The following is a 24,034-nucleotide window of genomic DNA, read 5'->3' on the forward strand; positions in this document are numbered from 1 at the left end:
GCCGGCTACCCGTCGACGCCTTGGTGAGCCATTACCTCACCAACAAGCTGATAGGCCGCGAGCCCATCCCCAACCAACAAATCTTTCCAGTAGCTGACCATGCGGTCGCCACTCGTATCCAGTATTAGACGCCGTTTCCAGCGCTTATCCCAGAGTCAGGGGTAGGTTGCTCACGTGTTACTCACCCGTTCGCCACTGATCCCACAGAGCAAGCTCCGTGTTCACCGTTCGACTTGCATGTGTTAAGCACGCCGCCAGCGTTCATCCTGAGCCAGGATCAAACTCTCCGTAAAAAAGAAATGCATACGACACCGGGAAAACGGTGACGCAGCGAGTTTGATGCTGACCAAAGAGACAAATTCATTGCTGACTTCATCCGAATGCCAACCCCACAAGGAGGTTGGTCTTTGATCCAAAGGAATTCTCACCCAGCCGAAGCTAGACGAGGATAATTTGGCATTTGACAAGTGCACGCTGTTGAGTTCTCAAGGATCGGATGCTCCCACGACCCAGTCATCACAACCAGGCCCGAAGGGCAACTTTTCTATCTTATCTTCGCATTTCCGGCTGTCAAATCGACACGCCGTGATGTTCAGAACCAGATCTGCAGCTCGGGGCTCAAGGCCGCCGAGGCAACTTCACTAGCTTATCCGTTCCGGACTAGCTGTCAAATCGACCGCTTGTCCGTAGTGGAAGCTCCAGCTCAGACAGAAGTGTGTCTGCGATCTGCTCCGAGGAGCTGATCGAGTGGAGGTGGTTCTCCGCTTGAGGGGGGTGAAGCTCTCGGCCTCTCCGCTTCCCTGTGGGGCGAACAAGTAATAAGTTACGTGGGTTCCGGGGTTCCGGCAAATCCGGGTTGTCCGCCGGGCGTGTCGCCCGGCGGACAGGGGAATCAGGCTCCGAGGACCAGCTTCAGCTGCTCGACCGCCCAGTCGAGCTCGGTCGCCCGGATGACGAGCGGCGGCGCGATGCGGATGGTCTGCCCATGCGTGTCTTTCACCAGCACCCCACGGTCGAGCAGCTTCTCGGCGATCTCACGCCCGGTGCCCTTGGCGGGGTCGATGTCGACGCCTGCCCACAGGCCGGCGATGCGCACCTCGGTGACGCCATGACCCTTCAGCGGTTCGAGAGCGGCTCCGAGGTGAGCGCCGAGTGCGCGAGCGCGCTCCTGGAACTCCCCCGATTCGAGCATCTCGACGACCCGCAGCCCGACGGCCGCGGCGAGCGGGTTGCCTCCGAAGGTCGAGCCGTGCTCGCCCGGACGGATGACTCCGAGCACGTCGGCATCGCCCACCACAGCGGACACCGGCAGGATGCCGCCGCCCAGCGCCTTGCCCAGCAGGTACAGGTCGGGCACGACACCCTCGCGGTCGCACGCGAAGGTCTCGCCGACACGTCCGAGCCCGGACTGGATCTCATCTGCGATGAACAGCACGTTCTTCTCGTCGCAGATCTCGCGGATGCGGCGCAGGTATCCCTCCGGCGGGATCACCACCCCGCCCTCACCCTGGATCGGCTCGATCAGCACGGCGGCGGTGTCGTCGGTGATCGCCGCGGCGACGGCATCCGCATCCCCGTAGGGGACCACGTCGAAGCCCGGCGTGTAGGGACCGAAGTCCGCCCGCGCCTGCTCGTCGTCGCTGAAGCTGACGATCGTGGTGGTGCGGCCGTGGAAGTTCCCGGCGGCGACGATGATCCGCGCCCGGCCGTCCGCGATGCCCTTGACGCGGTACCCCCAGGCTCGGGCGACCTTGATGCCCGTCTCGACCGCTTCGGCGCCCGTGTTCATCGGCAGCACCATGTCTTTGTCCGCCAGCTTCGCGAGCGCCGCCGCGAACGGCTCGAGCCGATCGCTCTGGAATGCCCGGCTGACGAGCGTGACCCGACCGAGCTGCTCGGTGAGAGCAGCCACGAGCGCGGGATGCCGGTGGCCGAAGTTCACAGCCGAATAAGCGGCGAGCAGGTCGAGGTAGCGCTTGCCCTCGACATCCGTCACCCAGGCTCCGTCACCGCGGGCGATGTTGACCGGCAGGGGGTGATAGTTGTGGGCGACGTGCGGCTCAGCCGACACCTCGGCGTCGACCGCGGTCACGCCTCACCGCGCAGTTCGAGGGTGCAGCACTTGATGCCGCCGCCGCCGAGCAGCAGCTCGGAGAGGTCGATCATGATCGGGTTGTAGCCACGCTCGCGCAGCTGCTTCTCGAAACCGAGGGCGCGCGGCGAGATGACCACGTTGTAGCCGTCGCTCGCGGAGTTGAGACCGAACACCGATCCGTCTTCGTCGGACACGAGGATCGCATCCGGGAAGCGCTCCTCGAGGACGGCGCGGCTCTCGTCGTCGAAGGCGCCGGGCAGATACGCGATGTTCGCGCGCTCGGGGCCGCCGTTCTCGACGCCCTGCACGGGGTCGAGCACCGCGATCGCGGTGTCGAGGTGATAGAAGCGCGGGTCGACGAGGTTGAGAGACACGACCTCGCGGCCGAACACCTCCCCGACCTCGCGGTGGCTGTCGCCGGTCGAGCGGAACCCGGTGCCCGCGAGGATCACATCGCCGACGAGCAGGAAGTCACCCTCGCCCTCGTTGACCTCTTCGGGGAGCACGGTGTCGTAGCCGGCACCGCGGAACCAGTCCGCGAACGCGGGGGCCTCTCCCTGACGCTCGACGAAGCGGAACTTCGGCACATAGGCGCGGCCGTCGATCAGGAACCCGCCGTTCGCGGTGTAGACCATGTCGGGATACCCGGCGAGGGGCTCGATCAGCTCGACCTCGTGGCCGAGCTCGAGGTAGAGGTCGTGCAGCTTCTGCCACTGCTCGACGGCCCGTGCGGTGTCGGTCGGCTTCGCCGGCTCCATCCACGGGTTGATCGAGTAGTTCACCGTGAAGTGCGACGGCTTGCACATCAGATAGTGACGGTGGTGTGCGGTGCGGACCGGGGTTGCGGTCTCGGATGCCGGCGCGGTGGTTTCGACAGACATGGGGCTCCTCGAACGGATGCGGCGGACGCTGTCCAGGGGCCCGGCGGTCCTTCGACCCGCGTCGCTCGGTGAGAGCCGACGCCAGGGGGAAGATGCGACTCGGGCACGCCAGCATCCATTCTGTCATCCGCCCCTGAACGCCGCCAGAGCGCGGCCCGTCGCGGTCAGGGTCCGTGCACGACCACCTTGCCCACCGTGTGGCCCGCTTCGAGGTGGGCCAGGGCGGCGGATGCCTCGTCGAAGGGGTACTCCCGCTCGACGACCGGCGTGATGCGCCCCTCAGCGGTGAGCTCGAGCAGCTTGGCGAGGATCTCGGGGCGCGGTGTCGCCGCCAGCGGGCGGATGCGGCGACGCGACCCGATCGACAGGAACACCGCCTTGAGGATGCGAGGTATCGGCCCGAGGACGTGCCCTCCGTCGCCTGCCACGAGCACCACCGAGCCGCCGGGCACGACGAGGCGCTGCAGTTCGCGAAGGCCCAGGCCGCCGGCGATGTCGATCACCGCGTCGAAATGCGCGGCCGGCAGGTCGGCCAGCGGTGAGGTGCGGTGGTCGAGGGTGCGCACGGCGCCGAGGTGCTCGACGAGCCGGAAGTTGCGTTCTCCGCACGTGGCCCAGACCTCGGCCCCGCGCAGCGCTGCGAGCTGCACGGCGAATGTGCCGACTCCCCCGGACGCACCGATCACGAGAACGCGCGGGATGTGTCCGGCCGCAGTGCCCTTGGCGGCACGGAAGCCGATCCCCGCACGGTCGAGTGCCTGCCAGGCCGTGCCCGCCGAGATCGTCAGGCACGCGGCGGTCTCGGAGGTGACGTCGGGCGGGATCGGCACGAGACGCGCAGCGGACGCAGCGACATGCGACGCGAGTCCCCCGCCCCCGGTGAGCTCGCCGACGACACGCTCTCCGAGCTCGGCGCCGATCGCGTTCGGGCCCACTGCCACGACGGTTCCGGCGACCTCCATCCCGCGCACCGGGTACTTGGGGCGCGTCAGCCCGAAGATGGGGCGCACGAGCAGCGGATCGCCGAGCATGAGACGCACGTCGCCGGCGTGGAGCGCGGTCGCCTCGACTCGCAGCACCACCTCGCCCGACCGCGGGGTGGGAACGGGGATCTGCTCGAGGCGGAAGCCATCGGCCGAGCCGTAGGTCTCGCGACGCCACGCCGGCATCATCTCGGTCTCGTTCGTCGGGGTCTTGTCGGTCTCGGTCACGTCACACCTCCGTGCTCGTGGGTTGCGGGTACTGGAACAGGTCGTCGAGCCCCACGCCGAAAGCGCGGGCGATCTGGAACGCGAGCTCGAGCGACGGGGAGTACTTCTCCTGCTCGATCGCGATGAGCGTCTGCCTGGTCACGCCGATGCTGCGGGCGAGTTCGGCCTGGGTGAGTCCGGCCGCTTCGCGGTGAGCGCGGATGCGGTTGGAGACGAGCGTGGGCTTGACCATCAGACGAGTCCCCGACGGTAGGCGACGACTCGCGCGACGCTGCCGACCATGGCCGAGACGGCGAACCCCGCGAACATGGTGTTGGCGATCCAGAAGAGGTCGGCGCCCACCGCGCAGAGGGTGATCACGCCGAGACCGGCGATCACGACGAAGGACTGTTCGACCCGACTGCCCATGCGGCTGATGTCGCGGTCGCGGACATCGGACTTGCCGACCCCGTCGGGATCCTTCGCACCGGCGATCATCCCCCAGACGATGCTGAGCACGATCGTGGCCACGATGCCGAGACCGATCGTCCACATCATGAGCGGGAACCAGTCGACATCGGTCACCGGTCCGCCGGCGGCCTGCTGCAGCACGATGACGACATACGCCCCGATCACCACCGCGCCGACGATGAGACCGGCCCAGGCGTTGCGCTCTTCGTAGACCATGATGCCTCCCATGTAAAAGATTCTTGACACGACAGTACGCCTGCGGCATCCGCTGTGTCAAGAATTCTTTACATGCGCGGTCTGTCGGTCGGGTCGCATCGACAGGGGTGGTCGAAAGAGCATCCGAATCGCCCGTTTCGGATGCTCTTTCGACCACGCACAGCGGCGGTAGGTGCGTGGTCGACCGCGGGTGAGGGGATGCCGGAGATGGCGAGGGCGGAACGGATGCCGAAGCGCGACCGCCTCAGATGACCGCGGCGCTCCAGTCGTCGGGGTTGCCGTAACGGTGCGCGGTGATCGCGATCGCCTGCTCGTGCACGAAGGGCAGCAGCTCGATGCGCCCGGCAGAGGTGACCTCGCCGTCGTACACCGCGAGGTCGGGGTCGCCGCCCACAGCCGCGGCGAGCGCACGGTGCAGCGCGGACACGGATTCGCGCGGGCCGACCAGTCGTGCCCGGCTCGGGCGCAGCTCGTCGTCGCCGAGAGACTCGCGCACCCCGCTCGAGTCGCCGCGACGCCGCATCCGCTCGATCCATTCGTCGTCGGTCTCCATGTAGACGACCGCGCCGAGTTCGGCGAGCGCGTGGCGCACTGCCGGGGGCAGCCCGACGGGGGTCGACAGCACGAATCCGGCCCCGGCGCGCACCGCGGCGATGACGACGCGCAGCAGCTCCTGCCAGCCGGCGTCCGCAGTGGCCCTGATCGCGACCGGCACCGGGCGGTAGCGGAACAGGTTGCGCTCGACACCCAGGTGAGACACATCGCGCACCTGGCCGAACTCGCGATCCCACGCGAGGGCGTCCGACAGCGCCGAACGTCGCAGCCACTCGAACGCCTCGAAGCCGAGCGAGGGCTGCGCCGCCTCGATCAGGTCGGTGATGCGCGAGTCGAGCCCACGCAGATGCAGCGTGCTCGACACCGTGCCGGATCCGCTCGAGCGCCAGGACCCGAGCCCGATCAGGTAGTTCGGTCCGCCCGCCTTGGCCCCGGGGCCGACCGATGAGCGCTTCCACCCGCCGAACGGCTGACGCTGCACGATCGCGCCGGTGATACCGCGGTTCACATAGAGGTTTCCGGCCTGCACCCGGTCGAGCCACAGGGCGAGCTCGGCCGGGTCCTGCGTGTGCAGTCCCGCCGTCAGGCCGTACTCGACCGCGTTCTGCAGCTCGATCGCCCGCTCGAGCGTCGGGGCGTGCATGATGCCCAGCACCGGCCCGAAGAACTCCTCGGTGTGGAAGCGCGACCCCGGCTGCACCCCGACGCGGATGCCCGGCCGCCAGAGCCGACCGGTGGGGTCATCGTCCGAGAGGGCGGGCTCGATGAGCCACTTCTCGTCGCGGTCGAGTTCGGTGAGCGCCCAGGCGAGCTTGCCCTCGGGACGCTCGATCACGGGCCCGACCTCGGCCAGCGGATCGGTCGGCCAGCCGACGTGCAGCGACCGAGTCGCATCGGCCAGCTGACGGGCGAATCTCTTCGACCGCCCGACCGGTCCGACGAGGATCGCGAGCGACGCCGCCGAGCACTTCTGCCCCGCATGCCCGAAGGCGCTGCGCACCAGATCGGCGACGGCGAGATCGAGATCGGCCGACGGGGTGATGATCATCGCGTTCTTGCCGCTCGTCTCGGCGAGCAGCGGCAGGTCGGGCCGCCACGAGCGGAACAGGGCAGCGGTCTCCCATGACCCGGTGAGGATGACGCGGTCCACCGACTCGTGCGAGATCAGCTCACGGCCGAGGTCGCCCTCCTCGATGTCCACGAGCGCGAGCACATCGCGCGGAACACCGACCTCCCACAGGATCTCGGCGATGACGGCGGCGCAGCGGCGCGATTGCGGGGCGGGCTTGAAGACGACTCCCGAGCCTGCGGCGAGCGCGGCGAGCACTCCCCCGGCCGGGATGGCGAGCGGGAAGTTCCACGGTGGGGTGACGACGGTGACGCGCGCGGGTTCGAATGCGGCGCCGGCGACGGCATCCAGCTCTCTGGCCTTGGCTGCGTAGTAGCGGGCGAAGTCGACGGCCTCGCTGACTTCGACGTCGGCCTCGGCGAACACCTTGCCGGTCTCGGAGGCGGCGACCTCGATGAGGTCTCCGCGGCGCCCCTCGAGTGCGGCCGCCGCGCGCAGCAGCACCTCGGCGCGTTCGGTGGCCGGCCGCGCGCCCCACAGAGCAGCGGCCTCCCGCACCCCGGCGATCGTGCTCTCGAGCGTGTCGGCGTCGTCGACGCGGGCCGCGTCGATCGTCGAGACACCGAGCGTCGAGTCGGCGATGCGCTTATGGATCTCGCGCGCCCAGTCACGGTTGGCCGGAAGCGACGGATCGCTGTCAGGAGTGTTCGCGAAGCCGGGAGCACCGCCGGTCGCCTCGTCGAGCTCGCGCGGGGCATAGACCGCCGTCTCGAGGAACGGCCCGCCCGTGTCATCCGCACCGCGGGAGATGCCGAGCACCGCCTGGGTCAGACCCTCTTCGGGCGCGGGCGCCACGGGCACCGGGCGCATCGACTCGTGCACCGGCGCCAGTCGGTCCTGGCCGCGCAGCGCGCCCACCCGCAGCGTCGGCGACGTCGAACGATCGAGGGCGTCGAGGAACCTGTCCCGCTCGCGCACGAAGAGCGACTCGTCGTCGCCCAGCCGGAACGCGGCGGAGAGGAAGTTGTCACTCGACGCGTTCTCTTCGAGCCGGCGGACGAGATAGCTGATGGCGACATCGAACTCGCCCGGGTTCACGACCGGCACGTAGAGCAGTACCTCGCCGACCTCGCGCGACACGGCTTGCACCTGCCCCTGCGCCATGCCGAGCAGCATCTCGAACTCGACCGACGGCTGGGAGTTCGAGGCCGTGGTCGCGGCAGCGGCGTCGACTCCGCCCGCTCGAACCCCGCGCTCCCCCGCGAGCAACCAGGCATAGGCGATGCCGAACAGGTTGTGGCCCGCGATGCCCAGGCGCACCGCGTCGACGTTCTCAGGCCGCAGCGCCCAGTCGAGGCAGCGCAGATAGTTGGCGTCGGTGTCGAGCTTGGTGTCGTAGGTGGCCTGAGCCCATCCGTGCATGCGAGCCTCGACCCGCTCCATCGCGAGGTTGGCTCCCTTGACGAGCCGCACCTTGATGGGGGCTCCGCCATGGTCGACCCGCTCGCGCGCCCAGGCGGTGAGCTGCTGCAGTGCCGGCAGGGCGTCAGGCAGATACGCCTGAAGCACGATGCCCGCCTCGAGACCGTCGAGGCGGGGATCCTCGAGGATGCGGGTGAACACCGCGATCGTCAGGTCGAGGTCGCGGTACTCCTCCATGTCGAGGTTGATGAAGGTGCGATCCGAGGCGGCCGTCAGATACAGCGGAAGCAGTCGCTCGACGACCGACTCGACGACCTCGTCGAACGCCCACATCGAGATGTGGCTGACGATCGCCGACACCTTGACCGACACGTAGTCGACATCGGGGCGACGGATCAGCTCGTGGATGCCGTCGAGCCGCCGCCGCGCCTCGTCCTCACCCAGCACCGCCTCACCGAGCAGATTGAGGTTGAGCCGAGCGCCCGATTCACGGATCTTCGCGATCGCCGGTCCGAGCTTCGCGGGGCGGGCGTCGACCACCAGGTGGCCGACCATGTCACGCAGCACCCGACGCGCGATGGGCACCACGGGGGTCGGCAGCATCTGAGCGACGCCGCCGCCGAGCCGCACGGCAGACCGCAGGTACCAGGGCAGGAAGTCGGGCACGATCGGAGCGATGCGGTGCAGCTGGGATGCCGCGGCGCTCAGGCTCTCGGGGCGCATGACGCCGTCGACGAATCCGAGCGTGAACGGCAGCCCGTTGGCATCCTGCAGCACACCGGCGAGCCGCTCTGCCGCCGGATCGACATCGGCGGCCGCTGCCTCGATCACCCAGCGGCGGGCGAGCTCGACGGCACGGTCCGCGAGCGAGACGGATTCGGGATCCGCGGTGGGCATCGGGTCGGCCATGAGCTCAGCCTAGGACTGCAGTGCCCGCCTGCCGTTGAGCGACGGTCGCGTCGGGTGGTTCCGGTCGCAGTTCATGCCGTCGCTCGTGCGAAGGCACGCCACGGAGGGCGACCGGAACCGGGGCGGAAGCGCTCAGAGCGCGGCGATCATCTCGTCGTAGCCCGCACGGAAGGTCGGATACTCGAGATCGCCGAGGAACTCCTGCAGCAGGCGCCCCTCCAGCACCGTCCCGCCGCCGACCTCCGGATCGAGGTGCGGGGGCGGCTCGACTCCGAGGCGAGAGGCGATGTGCGCGACGACGTCTCCGAGCAGCACGGGCTCGCGGTCGACGGCATGGATCAGCGGGGGCGCGGAGTCGGCCCGCAGCATCGCCTCGAGCAGCCGCACGAGATCGGTCTCGTGGATGCGGTTGGTGCGGCGCGTGTGGTCGACCGCTGCGCCCTCGCGCACCCGCCGGATGAGGAAGTCGCGACCGGGTCCGTAGATGCCGGCCGGGCGCACGATGCGCGCACCGAACAGCTCCATCGCCAGGTGCTCGCCCTCGACCAGATCGCCGCCCCGCTCGCTCGACACCTTCGGCGCATCGCGCTCGGTCAGCGGTGTCTCGCCGGGGCGTCCCTCGAACACGCGCGTCGACGAGACGAACACGACCCTCTCGGGCATCGTCGGCAGGGCCTTCGCGAGCCCCCGCAACGCCGGTGGATAGATCGAGTCGCCCTCGGTGCTCGGCGGCAGAGTGATCACGACCGAGTCGAACTCCGGCAGCTCACGGTCGAGCGGATGCCGCAGATCCGCCTCGATGGTCGGGAACGGCATGTCGCCCGCGCTGCGCCGCATGGCCGTGACCTCTGAGCCCTGTGCGACGAGCCGTTCGCCGAGGCGGATGCCGAGCTTGCCGCATCCGACCAGCAGCACCGAGCCCGGCGTGCGCGTCTCGAGACCCCACGGATCGGTCACGGCGTCAGCTCCACACGCTCGGCGCCGGGGTGCGCACGGGAGGCAGAGCGGATGCTGCGGCCCAGTCGTGCACCCAGGAGTCGATCTCGGGCACACCCTCGGGCTTGCCGACGGCGGCGAACAGCTCTTCGTTGCTGACCGTGCCGCCGGTGCGACGCAGCATCCTCGATCGCACGATGACGCGGGCGTAGATCTCGCCGCCGACGACCGCCCTGTGCTCGAGGAACACCGCCTTGTCGTCATGACCGATGAAGCGCGACTGCACCTCGAACCGCTGCCACAGCTGCAGCGACTTGCGGAACGTCACGGTCTCGCTCGAGACGACGGCATACCAGCCGCGTTCATTCATGGCGTCGAACAGCCCTGTGCGGATCAGCAGATCCCACCGGCCGAGGTCGAAGAGCGACAGGTATCGGCCGTTGTTCATGTGACGGAGGATGTCGATGTCGGTCGGCAGCGTCGTCAGCCGGATGCTGCTGACCGATGCTGCGTCGAGGGTCTTGCCTCGCCGCACGCGGCGACGGGCGGAGAGGATCACGAGGAGAGTGCGCCAGATCACGTTCACGAGGACTGATCGTAGCCATCGGCGAACGAATCACGAACATCGTTGTGCGATCCCTCCAGCCGCTCACCCGCGGTCTGGGAACGCTCCCGCTCGATTTCCGGTTCGCGGAGGCCGCGCGTAGAGTCGCGCTATGAGCGCCGAAGCCCAGCCTGAAGTCATCGTCCGTCCGGTCCGTGATGTGGATGCGGAAGCCCTTGGTCGCGTGCACGCGCAGTGCTGGCACGAGACCTACGACCACCTGATCAGCAAGGCAGCCCTCGAGAAGGTCTCGCCCCGTCGCATGGCCGAGCTGTGGACGCACTGGGCCGCTCAGGGCCCCGAGTTCACGATGCGCGCCGCCCTCGTCGACGGCGAGATCGTCGGCTTCGTCGGCTCCGGCCCTGCCCGCGACAAGGACGCGCCCGCGTTCCGCGAGCTGTACTTCATCTACCTGCTCGACGCGTACCACTCGACCGGCATCGGCCAGAAGCTCTTCGATGCGGCCGTCGAGAAGGACGAGCCCCTCTACCTGTGGGTCGCGGAGGACAACCCCCGCGCACATCGCTTCTATACGCGCAACGGCTTCGCGCTCGACGGCGCCAGCCACACCGAGCCGTTCCTCGGCGAGACGCTCACCGAGGTGCGCTTCGTGCGCTGATCTCTGCGTCTCGTGACCACCGCGTTCACGATGCAGCACGACACGGCCCCCGCCCATCGGCGGGGGCCGTCTCTGTGTGCCCGGTTGCAGTCTGTGCGGAAGACAGGATCGTGTCAGCGGCCAGACACGGTGCCGAAGAGCTTCGCGATCGGGGCGATGACCAGCGGGCGGGCGGCGACCCAGCCGAGGGCGATCACCACCAGGGAGGCCACGAAGACCCAGAAGCCCGTCCAGCCGACGGCATCCGACGACGCGTACATGTGGTTGAGGTTGCGCAGGAAACCGGTGAGGAACACCAGCGCGACGTGTCCGATGATGAACACCACGAAGTAGATCATGACCGGGAAGTGCAGCGCACGGGCCCACTCGATCGGATACGCCCTCGACAGCCGCTCGGCCTTCTTGGGCCACATGCCCGACATGCGGAATCCGGTGGCCGCAGCGAGCGGCGCCGCGATGAACACGGTCACGAAATAGGCCAGCTGCTGCAGGCTGTTGTAGTTCACCCAGCCGTGCTCGGTCGGCCAGTCGAAGGACACGTACTGCAGCGCCGCCGACAGCGCGTTGGGGATGACCTCCCAGCTGGTCGGCACGATGCGCGCCCAGTGTCCGGTGACGAACAGCAGCACGACGAAGATCACGCCGTTGACGAGCCACAGGATGTCGAGCGCCTGGTGGAACCAGATCGTCAGGCTGACCTTGCCCTTGGGGTCGCCTCGCGGGGTCCAGAAGGCGGTCGGCCGCTTCTCGTTGCGGATCCGCAGACCCGACCGGATGATCAGCACCATCAGGAACACGTTGAAGAAGTGCGCCCAGTTGGTCCACGGCGCGAACCCGGGCTCGACGGCGACGGCCGGCTCGTATTCGCCGGGAAAGGCCGCGAGGAAGTCCTGCATGACGGGGAAGCTCAGCAGCGCCCGCACGAAGGCCACGGCTGCCGCGGCCAGGATGCCGAGGGCCGCGGCCCCGAGCAGACCGGCGATCGCCTGGGTCCAGGAGGGTCGAGGACGAGCGGATGTCGGAGCGGTCGCCGTGATGTGACGCGGCGCGCTGCCGTTCCAGACCGTCTGCGGGGTGGGCAGCGGCATCGAGGGATCGCCGAGGGCGAAGGATGCGGCTGCCGGGGCCACGGCCGTGGACGGACCGGCGACCGAAGTATCCTCCCGGTCGTCGGGCGAGGACGGCGAAGCAGACGGAGACGAAACGCGCTCGATGACCACGGCTTCAGTGCCGGCGGGCGGCCAGGGCTCGCCTCCCGGTGTGCGCGGAAGACCGCGACGCACGGATGACGCGGTGGCGGCCGCGCTCGCAGCGTGGCGCGTCTCGTCTCGTCGCTGCGCTCCTCGCTCGACGCCCGGGGAGGGAGCGGCGCTCTCGACGACCGGGGAGGGAGCGGCGCTCTCGACGACCGGAGAGGCGACAGCCGCAGCGACGGCCGGGGGCGCACTCTCCTGCTCGTCGAGCGATGACGGCGACGCCGACCGAGACGAAACGCCCTCCGCACCGATAGGCACCACACCCGCGGGCGGCCAGGGCTCTCCACCCGGCGTGCGCGGAAGACCGCGACGCACGGATGCGGTGGGAGCGCTCGCAGCGTGGCGCGTGTCGTCTCGTCGCTCCGCTCCTCGCTCGACGACCGGGGAGGCAGCCTCCACCGGGTCGACGACCGGCGAGGCGACCGCCGACTCGACGACCGGCGAAGCGCTCTCCCGCTCGGCGACGACCGGGGACGCGCTCTCCTGCTCGCCGAGCGAAGACGGCGACGCCGACACGTCGCCTTCGCCGACGTCGACCGCGAGCCCGGGAGGCCACGGCTCGCCGCCGGGCACGCGCGGGAGTCCGCGCCTGAGCGTTCGCGTCGCCATGGCTACTTCTTCCGCGCCTCGAGGCCCGCGATCACCTGCGGGACGATCGTGAACAGGTCGCCGACGATGCCGAAGTCGGCGACGTCGAAGATCGGCGCCTCGCCGTCTTTGTTGATCGCGACGATGTTCTTGGCTGTCTGCATGCCCGCACGGTGCTGGATCGCACCGGAGATGCCGAGAGCGACGTACAGCTGCGGCGACACCGAGACACCGGTCTGACCGACCTGATGAGACTGCGGGATGTATCCGGCATCCACGGCGGCCCGCGATGCGCCGACGGCCGCACCGAGCGCATCGGCGAGCTCTTCGACGAGCACGAACTTCTCTTTCGACGCGAGTCCGCGGCCGCCCGAGACGACCCGGGTCGCCCCGCGCAGCTCGGGCCGGGACGACGTGGCCTCGACCGCTTCGACAGCGCCGACGGTGGCGGCAGGGGAGCCGGATGCCGCGACGGTCAGGGCTTCGACGGTCGGCGACGCGACCGCCTCTGCCCGAGCGTCGACAGCGCCCTGGCGCACGGTGATCACCGGAGTCCCGAATGTGGGGGCCGAGTCGGTGAGGTAGGCGCCGCCGTACACGGAGTGGTTCGCCACGATGCCCTCGTCATCTCGCGAGACGCCTACGGCATCGACCGACAGCGCCAGCTTCGCGCGCACCGCGAACCGGCCCGCGACGTCGCGCCCCGCGATCGAGTTCGAGATGAGCACGGCATCCGGTCGCACCTGCTCGAAGGCGGCATGCAGCGCATCGACGATCGGCACCGTGAGGATCGTCTCGTCGGCGTCGGCCGTCAGCACCACGGATGCTCCCGCCTCGGCGACCTTCGATGCGGCATCCGCGGATCCGCCGACGACGAGCGCGACCGGTGCGCCGACGGTCGAGGCGGCGCCGATCAGGGCCGCCGTGCTGCTGGCGGGGTTGCCTGCCGGGTCGAGGTCGACGACGACGAGGATCGGGTTCTCGGGGTAGGTCATGTCACACCAGCCTGTTCTGCACGAGGTAGTCGACGAGCTTCTCGGCGGCATCGCCCTCATCGACGATCTTCACGCCGGCCGCACGAGGCGGCTTCTCGGCGACCGACGTCATGATCGTGCGGGGAGCCGCGCCCGGGTCGGCCGAGACGCCGAGGTCGTCGAGGGTCAGGACCTCGAGCGGCTTCTTCTTCGCCGCCATGATGCCCTTGAAATTCGGGAAGCGCGCGTCGGGCAGCGCTTCGGTGATCGAGATGACGGCGGGAAGGGATGCCGAGATCGGCTGCGCTCCGGCATCCGCCCCTCGCGTGCCCGTGATGCCCTCAGCCGTGATCTCGACGCTCGTGAGCGCGGTCGCGTGCGCCCAGCCGAGGTGCTCGGCGAGCATCGCGGCCATCACTCCGCCCGAACCGTCGGTCGACAGGTTGCCTGTGATCACCAGGTCGGGTGCGCCGCGGCGGATCGCCGCCGCCAGGGTCTCCGCCGTGAGCCCGAGATCGGCTCCGGCGAGCTGCTCGTCGGCGATGTGCACGGCCGAGCCTGCGCCGATCGCGAGCGCCCGCCGCACCGACGCCGTCGAGCCGCCGGGAGCCATCGCCACGGCGACGACCTCGGTGCCCTCGTTCTTGTCGGCATGGCTCAGCGCGACCTCGAGCGCGCGCTCGGTGATCTCATCGAGAACGACGTCGCCGGCACCTCGCTCGGCGAGTCCTGTCTCGAGATTCAGCTTGCGGTCGCCGTAGGTGTCCGGCACCTCTTTGACCAGGACGAAGATCTTCATCGATTGCTCCTCACGACTGCGTCGATTCTAGTCCCCTGATACTGAGTCCCACCCGACGAGCGACTGAGGACCACTCGCCGTTCCGGCGGGCGCATCCCCGGAGTCCCGGCCCGATGCCCTACCGTAGAACCGTGGTCCGACCCCGTCCTCTGCCTGTCGATCCGCTCGCTGAGGCGAAGCGGCAATGGCTCGCGCACGGTTGGTCGGATGCCGCCGACGGCATGACCGTGGTCACCTCGGTGATGCGGGCCCAGCAGCTGCTGCTCGCCAGGGTGGATGCCGCTCTCAAGCCGTTCGCCCTGAGCTTCGCCCGCTACGAGATGCTGCGCCTGCTGGCGTTCAGCCGCTCGGGCCGCCTGCCGCTGTCGAGCGTGGTCGCCCGACTCCAGGTGCATGCGACGACCGTCACGAGCACGGCCGAGCGTCTGGTGCGTGACGGGCTGATCGTGCGCGAGCCGCACCCGCACGACGGCCGCGCTGCACTGCTCGCCCTGACCGACTCCGGCCGCGAACTCGTCGAACGCGCCACCTCCGCCCTCAACGCCGATGTCTTCGCCGACCCCGGGGTCAGCAAGGCGGACGCGACCGAGCTCGTCGCGATCGTGGCCCGCATGCGCAAGGCCGCCGGCGACTTCAGCGACCCGAAGCCGCAGCCGGACGCCCTCTGACATGGCCGAGTTCGTGCTCGAACGCGTGATCTCGGCTGCTCCCGCCCACGTCTTCGCGATCGCCCTCGACCCCGGGCTGCATCTGCGGTCGATGGCACGGTACGGCGAGACGATGGTCGAAGGTCCGGCGGGCGGCGTGTTCAGCGAAGGGTCGACCGTCACCTGGCGGGCACGGCACTTCGGCATCCCGTTCCGTCTGCGGTCGATCGTGTACGACGTCGATCCGCCGCGCGGGTTCCGCGACCGGCAGATCTCGGGACCCTTCGGCGCGTTCTGGCACGAGCACGTGTTCCAGGAGCACCCGCGGGGCACGCTGATGCGCGACACGATCAGGTTCCATTCGCCGTTCGGCCCGATCGGACGACTGGTCGACCGGCTCGTGCTCCGCGAGTACATGCGTCGCCTGATCGAAGCGCGCAACGACCAGCTGGCCGCAGAGGCGGAGGCCGAAGCAGACGGGCACGGGCGTACACTGCCCGCATGAGCGAGCTGCGCGTGCACACGACCCTCGAAGGCCGCGGTCCGGCCGCGGCGATCATCCTCTCCGACGAGCAGGTCGCGTCGTTCGGGGCGGGCAAGACCTTTCCGGTCGCCGTCACGATCGGAGGACGCACCGCACGTCTGCGCCTGGCCCGCATGGGCGGGCAGAACATGATCGGCTTCAGCAAAGCCGTGCGGGCCGACCTCGGTGTGGAGATCGACCAGGAGGTCGAGGCCGTCATCCGTCTGGATGCCGCCGAGCGCCAGGTCGACATCCCGCCCGCCCTCGCCGCGGCCCTCGATGCCGACCCTGCGCTGCGCGGGGCCTTCGACGCGCTCTCGTACTCCGTGCGCAAGGAGCATGCCCGCACCGTGGCTGACGCGAAGCAGGACGCGACCCGCGACCGCCGCGTCGAGAAGATCGTCGCCGCACTGCGCGGCTGAGCCGCCCGCCGCTCGTTCACAGCTCAGCATCAACCGCTGACCGGCGTGCCAGATCGGCGCCGACGGGACTCTATGGCGCCATGCATGCTGAATTGTGAACCGCCGGGCGCCGCCGCCTCCGCGGAGGTCAGCGGTTGCGGAAGTCGGGCGCACGCTTCTCCCGGAAGGCCGACATGCCTTCCTTCTGGTCCTCGGTGTCGAAGAGCGCGGCGAACGCCTTCTTCTCATGGGCCAGACCGTCGGCGAGCGTCGTCTCCATCGCGGCGTCGAGGGCGGCTTTGGCGGCGAACACCGACGGCAGCGACTTCGACGCGATCGTCTCGGCCAGCGTCGTCGCCTCCGCGAGCAGCTCGGATGCAGGCACCACCCGCGAGACGAGCCCGGAGCGCTCCGCCTCTTCGGCGCCCATGAACCGGCCGGACAGCACCAGCTCGGCCGCCTTGTAATAGCCGACGGCGCGGATCAGGCGCTGCGTGCCGCCCATGCCGGGGATGACGCCGAGATTGATCTCGGGCTGGCCGAACTTGGCGGTATCGGCGGCGAGGATGATGTCGCACATCATCGCGAGCTCGCATCCTCCCCCGAGCGCGAAACCCGAGACGGCGGCGATCACCGGGGTGCGCACCGCGGCGAACTCGTGCCAGACGCCGAAGTGGTCGGTCTCGAGCATCTCGGCGGCCGACATCGACTCCATCTCCTTGATGTCAGCACCCGCAGCGAACGCCTTCTCCGACCCCGTGACGACGATCGCGCCCACGCCGTCGTCGCCGTCGAACGCCACAGCCGCAGCCGTGACCTCCTCGGCGAGGCGGCTGTTCAGCGCATTGAGGGCCTCGGGACGGTTGAGGGTGATCCACCCGACTCGTCCGCGCTGCTCGACCAGGATCGTCTCGTACTCGGTCATCGTGAAACCCTCTCCGTCGTGGTCATCTCAGTATGTCGCGAGTGCGTCACACAGAGCCGTCGCGGATGTCGGTGATGATGCCCGAGAAGTCGCGGGTCGCGCCGTCTCCTGAGGCGAATGCCGCGTAGAGCTGCTGTGCGAGACGTCCCATCTGCGCATCGGTCGACGTCTGCTCGATCGCCTGCAGCGCGAGCCCGAGGTCCTTCGCCATGAGGGCACCGGCGAATCCGGGCTGGTAGTCGCGGTTCGCCGGGCTCGTCGGCACCGGCCCGGGCACGGGGCAGTTGGTCGTGATCGACCAGCACTGACCGGATGCCTGCGAGACCACGTCGAACAGCGCCTGATGCTCGAGCCCCAGCCGCTCGCCGAGCACGAACGCCTCGGCGACCGCGATCTGCGACACCGCGAGGATCATGTTGTTGCAGACCTTCGCCGCCTGCCCGAGTCCGGGGCCACCGCAGTGCACGATGCGCTTTCCCATGGCCTCGAGCAGCGGCAGCGCGGCCGAGAAGTCGTCGTCGGAGCCGCCGACCATGAAGGCGAGTGTGCCGTTCTCGGCGCCCACGACTCCGCCCGACACGGGGGCGTCGACGTTGCGATGCCCCGCGGCGAGCGCCAGCGCATGCGCCGCACGGGCCTCATCGACCGCGATCGTCGACGACTCGATGAAGAGGGTGTTCGGGCGGGCGGCGGCCAGCAGCTCGGTGCGGTAGGCGTCGATCACATGCCTTCCGGCGGGGAACATCGTGATCACCACGTCGGCGTCGCGCACGGCATCCGCTCCGCTCGCTGCGACCGGGATGCCGACGGTCTGCGCCGCCTCGACCGCAGCCGGCACCAGGTCGAACCCGTGCACCTCGTGCCCCGCCGCGACCAGGTTCTTCGCCATCGGCAGGCCCATGTGGCCGAGCCCGAGGAAGGCGATGCGAGTCATGATGCGCTCCGCATCCGGTCTTCGCCGCTCCGCTGGAGCGACGCCGACCCCGCGGGTCGGAGCATCTCGCGGCCGACGATCAGACGCATGATCTCGTTGGTGCCCTCGAGGATCTGATGCACCCGCAGGTCGCGCACGACCCTCTCGATGCCGTAGTCCTGCAGATAGCCGTATCCGCCGTGCAGCTGCAGCGCGCGGTTGGCGACGTCGAATCCGGCATCCGTCGCGAAGCGCTTGGCCATGGCGCAGCGCATCGTCGCGTCGGGCGCCTGCTCATCCACCGCCGAAGCGCCGTCCCTGACCATGAGGCGAGCGGCCTGCAGGTCGGTGCGCATGTCGGCGATCGCGAACATGATCGACTGCTTCTCGGCCAGCGGCTCGCCGAACGCGACGCGCTCGTGCACGTACTGCACCGCACGGTCGAGGGCCCACTGCGCACCGCCGAGCGAGCACGCCGCGATGTTGAGACGGCCGCCGTTGAGCGCCGACATCGCGATCGCGAAACCGCGTCCCTCGTCGCCGAGCATTCCGGATGCGGGGATGCGCACGCCGTCGAGGATCACCTGGCGGGTCGGCTGCGCGTGCCAGCCCATCTTCTTCTCGGGCGCGCCGAAGCTGAGGCCCTCGGCGTCTCCGGGAACCAGGAAGGCGCTGATGCCGCGGGCACCCGGCTCGCCGGTGCGCGCCATGACGACGTAGACCGCGGCCTCGCCGGCGCCCGAGATGAACTGCTTCACGCCCGTGAGCAGGTAGTCGTCTCCGTCGCGCACCGCACTCGTGGCGACGTTCGCGGCATCCGATCCGACGCCCGGCTCCGTCAGGCAGTACCCGCCGAACGCCTGCATCGCGGTGAGCGCGGGCAGCCACCGGCCGCGCTGCGCGTCATCGCCGTAGGTGTCGATCATCCAGACGACCATGTTGTGGATGGAGATGTAGGCGGCGACCGCGGGGTCGCCCTTGGCGAGCTCTTCGAAGATCGCGACCGTGTCGGAGCGACTGAGGCCGGTGCCGCCGAAGTCCTCGCGCACGTAGATGCCGCCGAGACCGAGTTCGCCGGCCTTGCCGAGCGACTCCCGCGGGAAGATGTGCTTCTCATCGCGCTCGGCCGCGAACGGGGCGAGCTCGGTGTCGGCGAAGTCCCGGACGGCGTCGAGAATGGCCTCGCGCTCTTCGGCGGTGGTGGTGACGGTTGTCATGGTCATGTCATCTCCTGGGGTCGTGCGTTTCGTCTCGGTCGGCTTCGCCGGCCTCGCTCAACGAACAAGAATCGTCAGTGCATGGTGGGGATCACGAAGCTCGCGCCGTCGCGGATCCCCGCAGACGGCCAGCGGCTCGTGACGGTCTTGGTCTTCGTGTAGAAGCGGAAGGCGTCGGCGCCGTGCTGGTTGAGGTCGCCGAATCCGCTGCGCTTCCACCCGCCGAACGTGTAATAGGCGATCGGCACGGGGATCGGCACATTCACACCGACCATGCCGACCTCGACGCGGGCGGCGAAGTCGCGGGCGGCGTCGCCGTCGCGGGTGAAGATCGCGACGCCGTTGCCGTATTCGTGCTCGGATGCCATGCGCAGCGCCTCCTCGTAGTCGGCGGCCCTGGCGATCACGAGCACCGGGCCGAAGATCTCCTCGCGGTAGATCGCCATGTCGGTGGTGACGTGGTCGAACAGCGTGGGGCCGAGATAGAAGCCCTGCTCGTGCCCCGGCACGGAGAACCCGCGCCCGTCGGCGAGAAGCGTCGCGCCCTCGTCGACGCCCTGCTGGATATAGCCCTCGACCCGCTCGACGGCAGCGCGCGTGACCAGCGGCCCGTAGTCGACGTCGGCTGAGAGCGACGGTCCGATGCGCAGCTGCGCCACACGCTCGGTGAGCTTGGCGGCGAGAGCGTCTGCGGTCTCCTGCCCCACCGGCACCGCGACCGAGATCGCCATGCAGCGCTCGCCCGCCGAGCCGTAGCCCGAGCCGATCAGCGCGTCGACGGCCTGGTCGAGATCGGCGTCGGGCATCACGATCATGTGGTTCTTGGCACCGCCGAAGCACTGCGCGCGCTTGCCGTGCGCGGCGGCCGTCGAGTAGATGTACTCGGCGATCGGCGTCGAGCCGACGAAGCCGACGGCCCGGATGCGGTCGTCGGTCAGCAGGGCATCGACGGCCTCCTTGTCTCCGTGCACGACGTTGAGCACGCCGGCGGGGAGTCCTGCCTCGAGGAACAGCTCGGCGATGCGCACAGGCACCGAGGGATCCCTCTCGCTGGGCTTGAGCACCACGGCGTTGCCGGCGGCCAGCGCGGGCCCCGCCTTCCACAGCGGGATCATGGCGGGGAAGTTGAACGGTGTGATCGCCGCGACGACGCCGAGGGGCTGCCGCATCGAGTAGACGTCGATTCCCGCACCGGCGCCGGTCGAGTATTCGCCCTTGAGCAGGTGCGGAGCCCCCGCGGAGAACTCGATGACCTCGAGGCCCCGCTGGATGTCGCCCTTCGCGTCGTCGACGGTCTTACCGTGCTCGCTCGCGAGCAGCTCGGCGAGCGACTGCATCTCGCGCTGCACCAGATCGAGGAATCGCAGCAGCACGCGAGCGCGCTTCTGGGGGTTCGTCGCGGCCCACTCGACCTGCGCGGCCTCGGCGTTCGCGATCACGTCGGCGACCTCGCCCGCGGAGGCCAGCGGCACGCGCGCCTGGACGGATCCGGTGCTCGGATCGAACACGTCGGCGAAGCGGCCCCCTTCTGGGGTGAGGTGCTTTCCGCCTAGGAAGTGGGGAATGGTACGAGTCATTGTGCGATGTCCCTTCGCGCCGTCGTTGGCACTATGACGATGGTACTTCGGGATCCGTCGATTTACTAGGGCGTCCTTGTATCGCAACCCCCAGGGTCGTGCTCTTTCCAGGAAAGCGCTTCCCGAGTAGGGTCGTCAGGACCGGTCATCGACCTCGACCCTGGAGACCCATGCACTACGGCGCCGACTACAACCCCGAGCAGTGGCCACGAGAGGTGTGGCCCGAAGACGTGCGGCTCATGCGCGAAGCGGGCGTGACGATGGTGAGCCTCGGCATCTTCTCGTGGTCGCGCATCCAGCCCGCCGAGGGTGAGTTCGACTGGGAGTGGCTCGACGAGATCATCGGGCTGCTGCACGAGGGCGGCATCCAGGTCGACCTCGCCACCGCCACCGCATCCCCTCCCCCGTGGGCCACGACCGCCTACCCCGAGATGCTGCCCCAGGATGCCGACGGCTCGACCTTCTGGCCGGGCAGCCGACAGGCCTTCGCCCCCTCGTCACCGGTGTACCGCCGCCTGGCCGCCGAGCTGGTCACGGCGCTCGCCGAGCGCTATGCGCATCATCCGGCCGTCGTGCTGTGGCACGTCAACAACGAGTACGGCTGCCATCTGCACTACGACTACTCCGACTCGGCGCGCGACGCCTTCCGGCTGTGGCTGCACCGCAGGTACTCGACGATCGACGCCCTCAACCACGCCTGGGGCACCGACTTCTGGTCGCAGCGCTACACGGCGTTCGAGCAGATCCTGCCGCCGCGCAAGGCGCCGTACAGCATCAATCCGACGAGCGTGCTCGACTTCAAGCGCTTCACCTCCGACACCCTGCTCGAGCTGTACGTCATGGAGCGCGACATCATCCGCGCCTCGGGTGCCACCCAGCCGATCACCACGAACTTCATGGGCGCGTTCCCGCCGGCCGACTACTGGAAGTGGGCCGCCGAGGTCGACGTGATCAGCGACGACAACTACCCCGACCCCAACGACCCCGAGTCGTTCCGCGGGGCGGCGTTCGCGCGCGAGCTGATGCGCGGCCTGAAGCCCGGCGTGCCGTGGATCCTCACCGAGCAGTCGACGAACGCCCTGAACTGGCGACCGACGAACGCCCCGAAGGCACCCGGCCAGATGGCGGCGATCAGCGCCCAGGCGGTCGGGCGCGGCGCCGACGGCATCATGTTCTTCCAGTGGCGGCAGTCGCGCCGGGGCAGCGAGAAGTTCCACTCGGCGATGGTGCCGCAGGCGGGGCTCGACACCCGCACCTGGCGAGAGGTCACAGAGCTCGGGGGTCAGCTCGCCCAGCTGCCCGACCTTCCTGACGTCTCGTCGCGGGCGAGGATCGCGCTCGTCTTCGACTGGGAGAACTGGTGGGCCATCGACGGCCGCGACCACCCGATCGCGCTCGACTACCTCACACTCGCGCACCGCTGGCATGCGGCACTGCACAGACAGAACCTCGCTGTCGACATCGTGAACACCACGAGCGACCTCAGCGCGTACTCGCTCGTCGTCGCACCGCAGCAGTACCTGCTCGGCGACGAGGGCGCGGCCAATCTGTCCGCCTATGTCGAGCAGGGCGGGAACCTCTTCATCTCGGCGTTCAGCGACGTGGTCGACCAGGACGACGCCTTCCGCGAGGGCGGGTTCATCGTCTCGCTGCGGGATGTTCTCGGAGTCGCGCTCGAGGACTTCGGGGCGCTCGTGCCGCCCGAGTCCGTGCGCTCGGCGGATTCGGCCGGAGAGGTCGCGAGCCACGCCGTGCCCGACGGGCCCGGCCAGTCGGAGGCACCGCTCGAGGGACCAGCGGGCCGGATCGTCGGGCAGTACTTCGCGGAAGAGCTGATCGTGCAGGATGCCGAGGTGCTCGGCCGCTTCACCGAGGGTCGCACCGCGGGGCGCGCGGCCTTCACTCGCAAGCGGGCAGGTGCCGGGAACGGCTTCTACCTCGCGACGATCCCCGACGATGCGGGCATGACCGCAGTGCTGGGCTGGCTCGCCTCCGAGGCCGGGGTCGCCGCCGAGATCCTCGGGCTCCCCGGGCACGTCGAGATCGCGCGCCGCGGCAGTATCCTCACCGTCATCAACCACAGCGCCGAGCCGATCGGCGTCGACGTGATCGGCACCGATGTGCTCACGGGCTCGACCGATGCACGCCGCGAGCTCGGCGCGTTCGGATGGGCGTTCATCGACACGAGCGACTCGCCACCACCGCACCACTCGCAGAAGGAGAACAGCTGATGCAGTACACCCGTCTCGGACGAGCCGGCGCTCGAGTGAGCCGCCTGGCCCTCGGCACCATGAACTTCGGTCCCGTGATCGATGAAGAGGCCTCGCGCGCCATCCTGGATCGCGCGGTCGAGGCCGGCATCGACTTCATCGACACCGCCGACGTCTACGGCGGAGGCCGGTGGGGCGACCACCCCGGGCAGTCGGAGGAGATCCTCGGACGCTGGATGAAGGACCGCGGCACCCGCGACGACCTGATCGTCGCCACCAAGGTGTTCGGCGTGATGGGCCCGCGATCGAACGATCGGGGTCTGTCGGCTGTGCACATCCGAGCCTCGGTAGACGCATCGCTGCGGCGACTCGGCACCGACCGCATCGACCTGTACCAGATGCACCACATCGACCGCGAGGTGCCGCTCGACGAGACGCTCAGCGCCTTCGCGACGCTGCGCGAGCAGGGCAAGATCACCTATCTCGGCAGCTCGAACTTCGCCGGCTGGCACCTCGCGCGCGTGCACGAGATCGCGGCGGCATCCGGCTATCCGGCCCCGGTGACCGAGCAGTCGCTCTACAACCTCACCGAGCGCACCGTCGAGCTCGAGGTCGTGCCCGCCGCGGAGCAGTACGGCATGGGGCTGCTGCCCTGGTCGCCGCTGGCCAGCGGACAGCTCGGCGGGGTGCTCCAGAAGACCGATCGCTCCCGGTCGAGTCTCGACGCGCTCGGCGACCGTCGTCCTGCGATCGAGCGCTACGAGACGTTCTGTGCCGAGCTCGGCATCCGCCCCGGTGTCGTCGCGATCGCCTGGCTGCTGCACCAGCCGGCCGTGACCGCTCCCGTGATCGGCCCGCGGACGATCGACCAGCTCGACTCGGCCGTCGAGGCGCTCGACGTGACGCTGGATGCCGAGACGCTCGCCGAGCTCGACCGCATCTGGCCGGGTCCCGGCGGTACCGCTCCCGAGGCCTACGCCTGGTAGCGAGCCGCACGAAGACCGGATGCCGGGGACATGAGCCCGGCATCCGGTCTC

At 69.2% G+C, this 24,034-nt stretch carries 21 protein-coding genes and 1 rRNA gene; 6 read left to right on the plus strand and 16 right to left on the minus strand.

The window, feature by feature from the left end; translation table 11 throughout:
* The 9 genes from OPU70_RS06030 to OPU70_RS06070 form a co-directional block, all read right to left on the minus strand.
* Positions 1 to 293 (minus strand): 16S ribosomal RNA (locus OPU70_RS06030); the annotation flags it as partial.
* A gap of 599 nt (positions 294 to 892) precedes the next feature.
* Positions 893 to 2,092 (minus strand): ornithine--oxo-acid transaminase, encoded by a 1,200-nt coding sequence (rocD, locus tag OPU70_RS06035; protein ID WP_498557337.1) that lies wholly within the window; start codon positions 2,090 to 2,092, stop codon positions 893 to 895.
* Positions 2,089 to 2,976: a dimethylargininase gene (ddaH, locus tag OPU70_RS06040; RefSeq protein WP_042541439.1), complete on the minus strand. Its 888-nt coding sequence runs from the start codon at positions 2,974 to 2,976 to the stop codon at positions 2,089 to 2,091. Before ddaH ends, rocD begins: the two co-directional genes overlap by 4 nt.
* A 164-nt stretch (positions 2,977 to 3,140) precedes the next feature.
* Positions 3,141 to 4,187: an NAD(P)-dependent alcohol dehydrogenase gene (locus OPU70_RS06045; protein WP_231567594.1), complete on the minus strand. Its 1,047-nt coding sequence runs from the start codon at positions 4,185 to 4,187 to the stop codon at positions 3,141 to 3,143.
* Between the two features lies 1 nt (position 4,188).
* Positions 4,189 to 4,419, minus strand: a complete 231-nt coding sequence (locus OPU70_RS06050; protein ID WP_042541438.1) for a helix-turn-helix transcriptional regulator — start codon at positions 4,417 to 4,419, stop codon at positions 4,189 to 4,191.
* On the minus strand, positions 4,419 to 4,865 hold the full coding sequence (locus tag OPU70_RS06055; protein ID WP_228385585.1) for a hypothetical protein: 447 nt from the start codon (positions 4,863 to 4,865) through the stop codon (positions 4,419 to 4,421). The genes OPU70_RS06050 and OPU70_RS06055 overlap by 1 nt, the downstream gene beginning before the upstream one ends.
* Before the next feature lie 232 nt (positions 4,866 to 5,097).
* The gene (locus OPU70_RS06060; RefSeq protein ID WP_498557338.1) at positions 5,098 to 8,808 is read right to left on the minus strand and encodes a proline dehydrogenase family protein; all 3,711 of its coding nucleotides are present in this window, start codon (positions 8,806 to 8,808) and stop codon (positions 5,098 to 5,100) included.
* 132 nt (positions 8,809 to 8,940) lie between these two features.
* The gene (locus tag OPU70_RS06065) at positions 8,941 to 9,765 is read right to left on the minus strand and encodes a Rossmann-fold NAD(P)-binding domain-containing protein (protein WP_194285964.1); all 825 of its coding nucleotides are present in this window, start codon (positions 9,763 to 9,765) and stop codon (positions 8,941 to 8,943) included.
* Positions 9,766 to 9,769: 4 nt separating this feature from the next.
* Entirely contained in the window at positions 9,770 to 10,330 is a 561-nt protein-coding gene (locus tag OPU70_RS06070) for an acyl-CoA thioesterase (protein ID WP_042541436.1), read from the minus strand.
* A gap of 130 nt (positions 10,331 to 10,460) precedes the next feature.
* On the opposite strand from OPU70_RS06070, the gene OPU70_RS06075 reads away from it, so the two are divergent.
* On the plus strand, positions 10,461 to 10,967 hold the full coding sequence (locus tag OPU70_RS06075) for a GNAT family N-acetyltransferase (protein ID WP_042541435.1): 507 nt from the start codon (positions 10,461 to 10,463) through the stop codon (positions 10,965 to 10,967).
* 113 nt (positions 10,968 to 11,080) lie between these two features.
* On the opposite strand, the gene OPU70_RS06080 is transcribed toward OPU70_RS06075, so the two are convergent.
* The 3 genes from OPU70_RS06080 to OPU70_RS06090 are packed head-to-tail and all read right to left on the minus strand — an operon-like array spanning position 11,081 to position 14,584.
* Positions 11,081 to 12,832, minus strand: a complete 1,752-nt coding sequence (locus OPU70_RS06080) for a cytochrome b/b6 domain-containing protein (RefSeq protein WP_498557339.1) — start codon at positions 12,830 to 12,832, stop codon at positions 11,081 to 11,083.
* 2 nt (positions 12,833 to 12,834) lie between these two features.
* Positions 12,835 to 13,806, minus strand: coding sequence for an electron transfer flavoprotein subunit alpha/FixB family protein (locus tag OPU70_RS06085; RefSeq protein ID WP_498557340.1), 972 nt, complete (start codon positions 13,804 to 13,806; stop codon positions 12,835 to 12,837).
* 1 nt (position 13,807) lies between these two features.
* Positions 13,808 to 14,584, minus strand: coding sequence for an electron transfer flavoprotein subunit beta/FixA family protein (locus tag OPU70_RS06090; protein ID WP_079113604.1), 777 nt, complete (start codon positions 14,582 to 14,584; stop codon positions 13,808 to 13,810).
* Positions 14,585 to 14,715: 131 nt separating this feature from the next.
* Between OPU70_RS06090 and OPU70_RS06095 the strand changes: the two genes are divergently transcribed.
* The 3 genes from OPU70_RS06095 to OPU70_RS06105 are packed head-to-tail and all read left to right on the plus strand — an operon-like array spanning position 14,716 to position 16,176.
* Positions 14,716 to 15,252, plus strand: coding sequence for a MarR family winged helix-turn-helix transcriptional regulator (locus tag OPU70_RS06095; protein ID WP_309691505.1), 537 nt, complete (start codon positions 14,716 to 14,718; stop codon positions 15,250 to 15,252).
* Position 15,253: 1 nt separating this feature from the next.
* Positions 15,254 to 15,736: an SRPBCC family protein gene (locus tag OPU70_RS06100; RefSeq protein WP_079113606.1), complete on the plus strand. Its 483-nt coding sequence runs from the start codon at positions 15,254 to 15,256 to the stop codon at positions 15,734 to 15,736.
* A complete protein-coding gene (locus OPU70_RS06105; protein WP_309691509.1) occupies positions 15,733 to 16,176 on the plus strand; it encodes a YdeI/OmpD-associated family protein in 444 nt (147 codons plus the stop codon). The genes OPU70_RS06100 and OPU70_RS06105 overlap by 4 nt, the downstream gene beginning before the upstream one ends.
* A gap of 127 nt (positions 16,177 to 16,303) precedes the next feature.
* Here OPU70_RS06105 and OPU70_RS06110 read toward each other — a convergent pair whose 3' ends face one another.
* From OPU70_RS06110 to OPU70_RS06125, 4 genes are all read right to left on the minus strand, one after another.
* Positions 16,304 to 17,080: an enoyl-CoA hydratase gene (locus tag OPU70_RS06110; RefSeq protein WP_042541428.1), complete on the minus strand. Its 777-nt coding sequence runs from the start codon at positions 17,078 to 17,080 to the stop codon at positions 16,304 to 16,306.
* A 46-nt stretch (positions 17,081 to 17,126) separates the two neighbouring features.
* Positions 17,127 to 18,014 carry a 3-hydroxyisobutyrate dehydrogenase gene (gene mmsB, locus OPU70_RS06115; RefSeq protein WP_311877967.1) on the minus strand — a complete coding sequence of 296 codons (888 nt, stop codon included), beginning with the start codon at positions 18,012 to 18,014 and terminating at the stop codon, positions 17,127 to 17,129.
* Complete coding sequence (locus tag OPU70_RS06120; RefSeq protein WP_042541426.1) at positions 18,011 to 19,216, minus strand: acyl-CoA dehydrogenase family protein; 1,206 nt, start codon at positions 19,214 to 19,216, stop codon at positions 18,011 to 18,013. The genes mmsB and OPU70_RS06120 overlap by 4 nt, the downstream gene beginning before the upstream one ends.
* Before the next feature lie 68 nt (positions 19,217 to 19,284).
* The gene (locus tag OPU70_RS06125) at positions 19,285 to 20,787 is read right to left on the minus strand and encodes a CoA-acylating methylmalonate-semialdehyde dehydrogenase (RefSeq protein ID WP_042541425.1); all 1,503 of its coding nucleotides are present in this window, start codon (positions 20,785 to 20,787) and stop codon (positions 19,285 to 19,287) included.
* A 170-nt stretch (positions 20,788 to 20,957) separates the two neighbouring features.
* On the opposite strand from OPU70_RS06125, the gene OPU70_RS06130 reads away from it, so the two are divergent.
* The gene (locus OPU70_RS06130) at positions 20,958 to 23,018 is read left to right on the plus strand and encodes a beta-galactosidase (protein WP_498557341.1); all 2,061 of its coding nucleotides are present in this window, start codon (positions 20,958 to 20,960) and stop codon (positions 23,016 to 23,018) included.
* Positions 23,018 to 23,983, plus strand: coding sequence for an aldo/keto reductase (locus OPU70_RS06135; protein WP_498557342.1), 966 nt, complete (start codon positions 23,018 to 23,020; stop codon positions 23,981 to 23,983). Before OPU70_RS06130 ends, OPU70_RS06135 begins: the two co-directional genes overlap by 1 nt.
* Positions 23,984 to 24,034: the final 51 nt, after the last annotated feature.

The organism is Microbacterium sp. SWDP-B6 (genome assembly GCF_059803615.1).

Coding starts and splice junctions, on each gene's coding strand:
- OPU70_RS06060 (WP_498557338.1), bottom strand. CDS start 8,808: ATGGCCGACCCGATGCCCACCGCGGATCCCGAATCCGTCTCGCTCGCG.
- OPU70_RS06125 (WP_042541425.1), bottom strand. CDS start 20,787: ATGACTCGTACCATTCCCCACTTCCTAGGCGGAAAGCACCTCACCCCA.
- OPU70_RS06135 (WP_498557342.1), top strand. CDS start 23,018: ATGCAGTACACCCGTCTCGGACGAGCCGGCGCTCGAGTGAGCCGCCTG.
- OPU70_RS06055 (WP_228385585.1), bottom strand. CDS start 4,865: ATGGGAGGCATCATGGTCTACGAAGAGCGCAACGCCTGGGCCGGTCTC.
- OPU70_RS06130 (WP_498557341.1), top strand. CDS start 20,958: ATGCACTACGGCGCCGACTACAACCCCGAGCAGTGGCCACGAGAGGTG.
- OPU70_RS06105 (WP_309691509.1), top strand. CDS start 15,733: ATGAGCGAGCTGCGCGTGCACACGACCCTCGAAGGCCGCGGTCCGGCC.
- mmsB (WP_311877967.1), bottom strand. CDS start 18,014: ATGACTCGCATCGCCTTCCTCGGGCTCGGCCACATGGGCCTGCCGATG.
- OPU70_RS06120 (WP_042541426.1), bottom strand. CDS start 19,216: ATGACCATGACAACCGTCACCACCACCGCCGAAGAGCGCGAGGCCATT.
- OPU70_RS06080 (WP_498557339.1), bottom strand. CDS start 12,832: ATGGCGACGCGAACGCTCAGGCGCGGACTCCCGCGCGTGCCCGGCGGC.
- OPU70_RS06110 (WP_042541428.1), bottom strand. CDS start 17,080: ATGACCGAGTACGAGACGATCCTGGTCGAGCAGCGCGGACGAGTCGGG.
- OPU70_RS06050 (WP_042541438.1), bottom strand. CDS start 4,419: ATGGTCAAGCCCACGCTCGTCTCCAACCGCATCCGCGCTCACCGCGAA.
- OPU70_RS06075 (WP_042541435.1), top strand. CDS start 10,461: ATGAGCGCCGAAGCCCAGCCTGAAGTCATCGTCCGTCCGGTCCGTGAT.
- OPU70_RS06100 (WP_079113606.1), top strand. CDS start 15,254: ATGGCCGAGTTCGTGCTCGAACGCGTGATCTCGGCTGCTCCCGCCCAC.
- OPU70_RS06085 (WP_498557340.1), bottom strand. CDS start 13,806: ATGACCTACCCCGAGAACCCGATCCTCGTCGTCGTCGACCTCGACCCG.
- OPU70_RS06090 (WP_079113604.1), bottom strand. CDS start 14,584: ATGAAGATCTTCGTCCTGGTCAAAGAGGTGCCGGACACCTACGGCGAC.
- ddaH (WP_042541439.1), bottom strand. CDS start 2,976: ATGTCTGTCGAAACCACCGCGCCGGCATCCGAGACCGCAACCCCGGTC.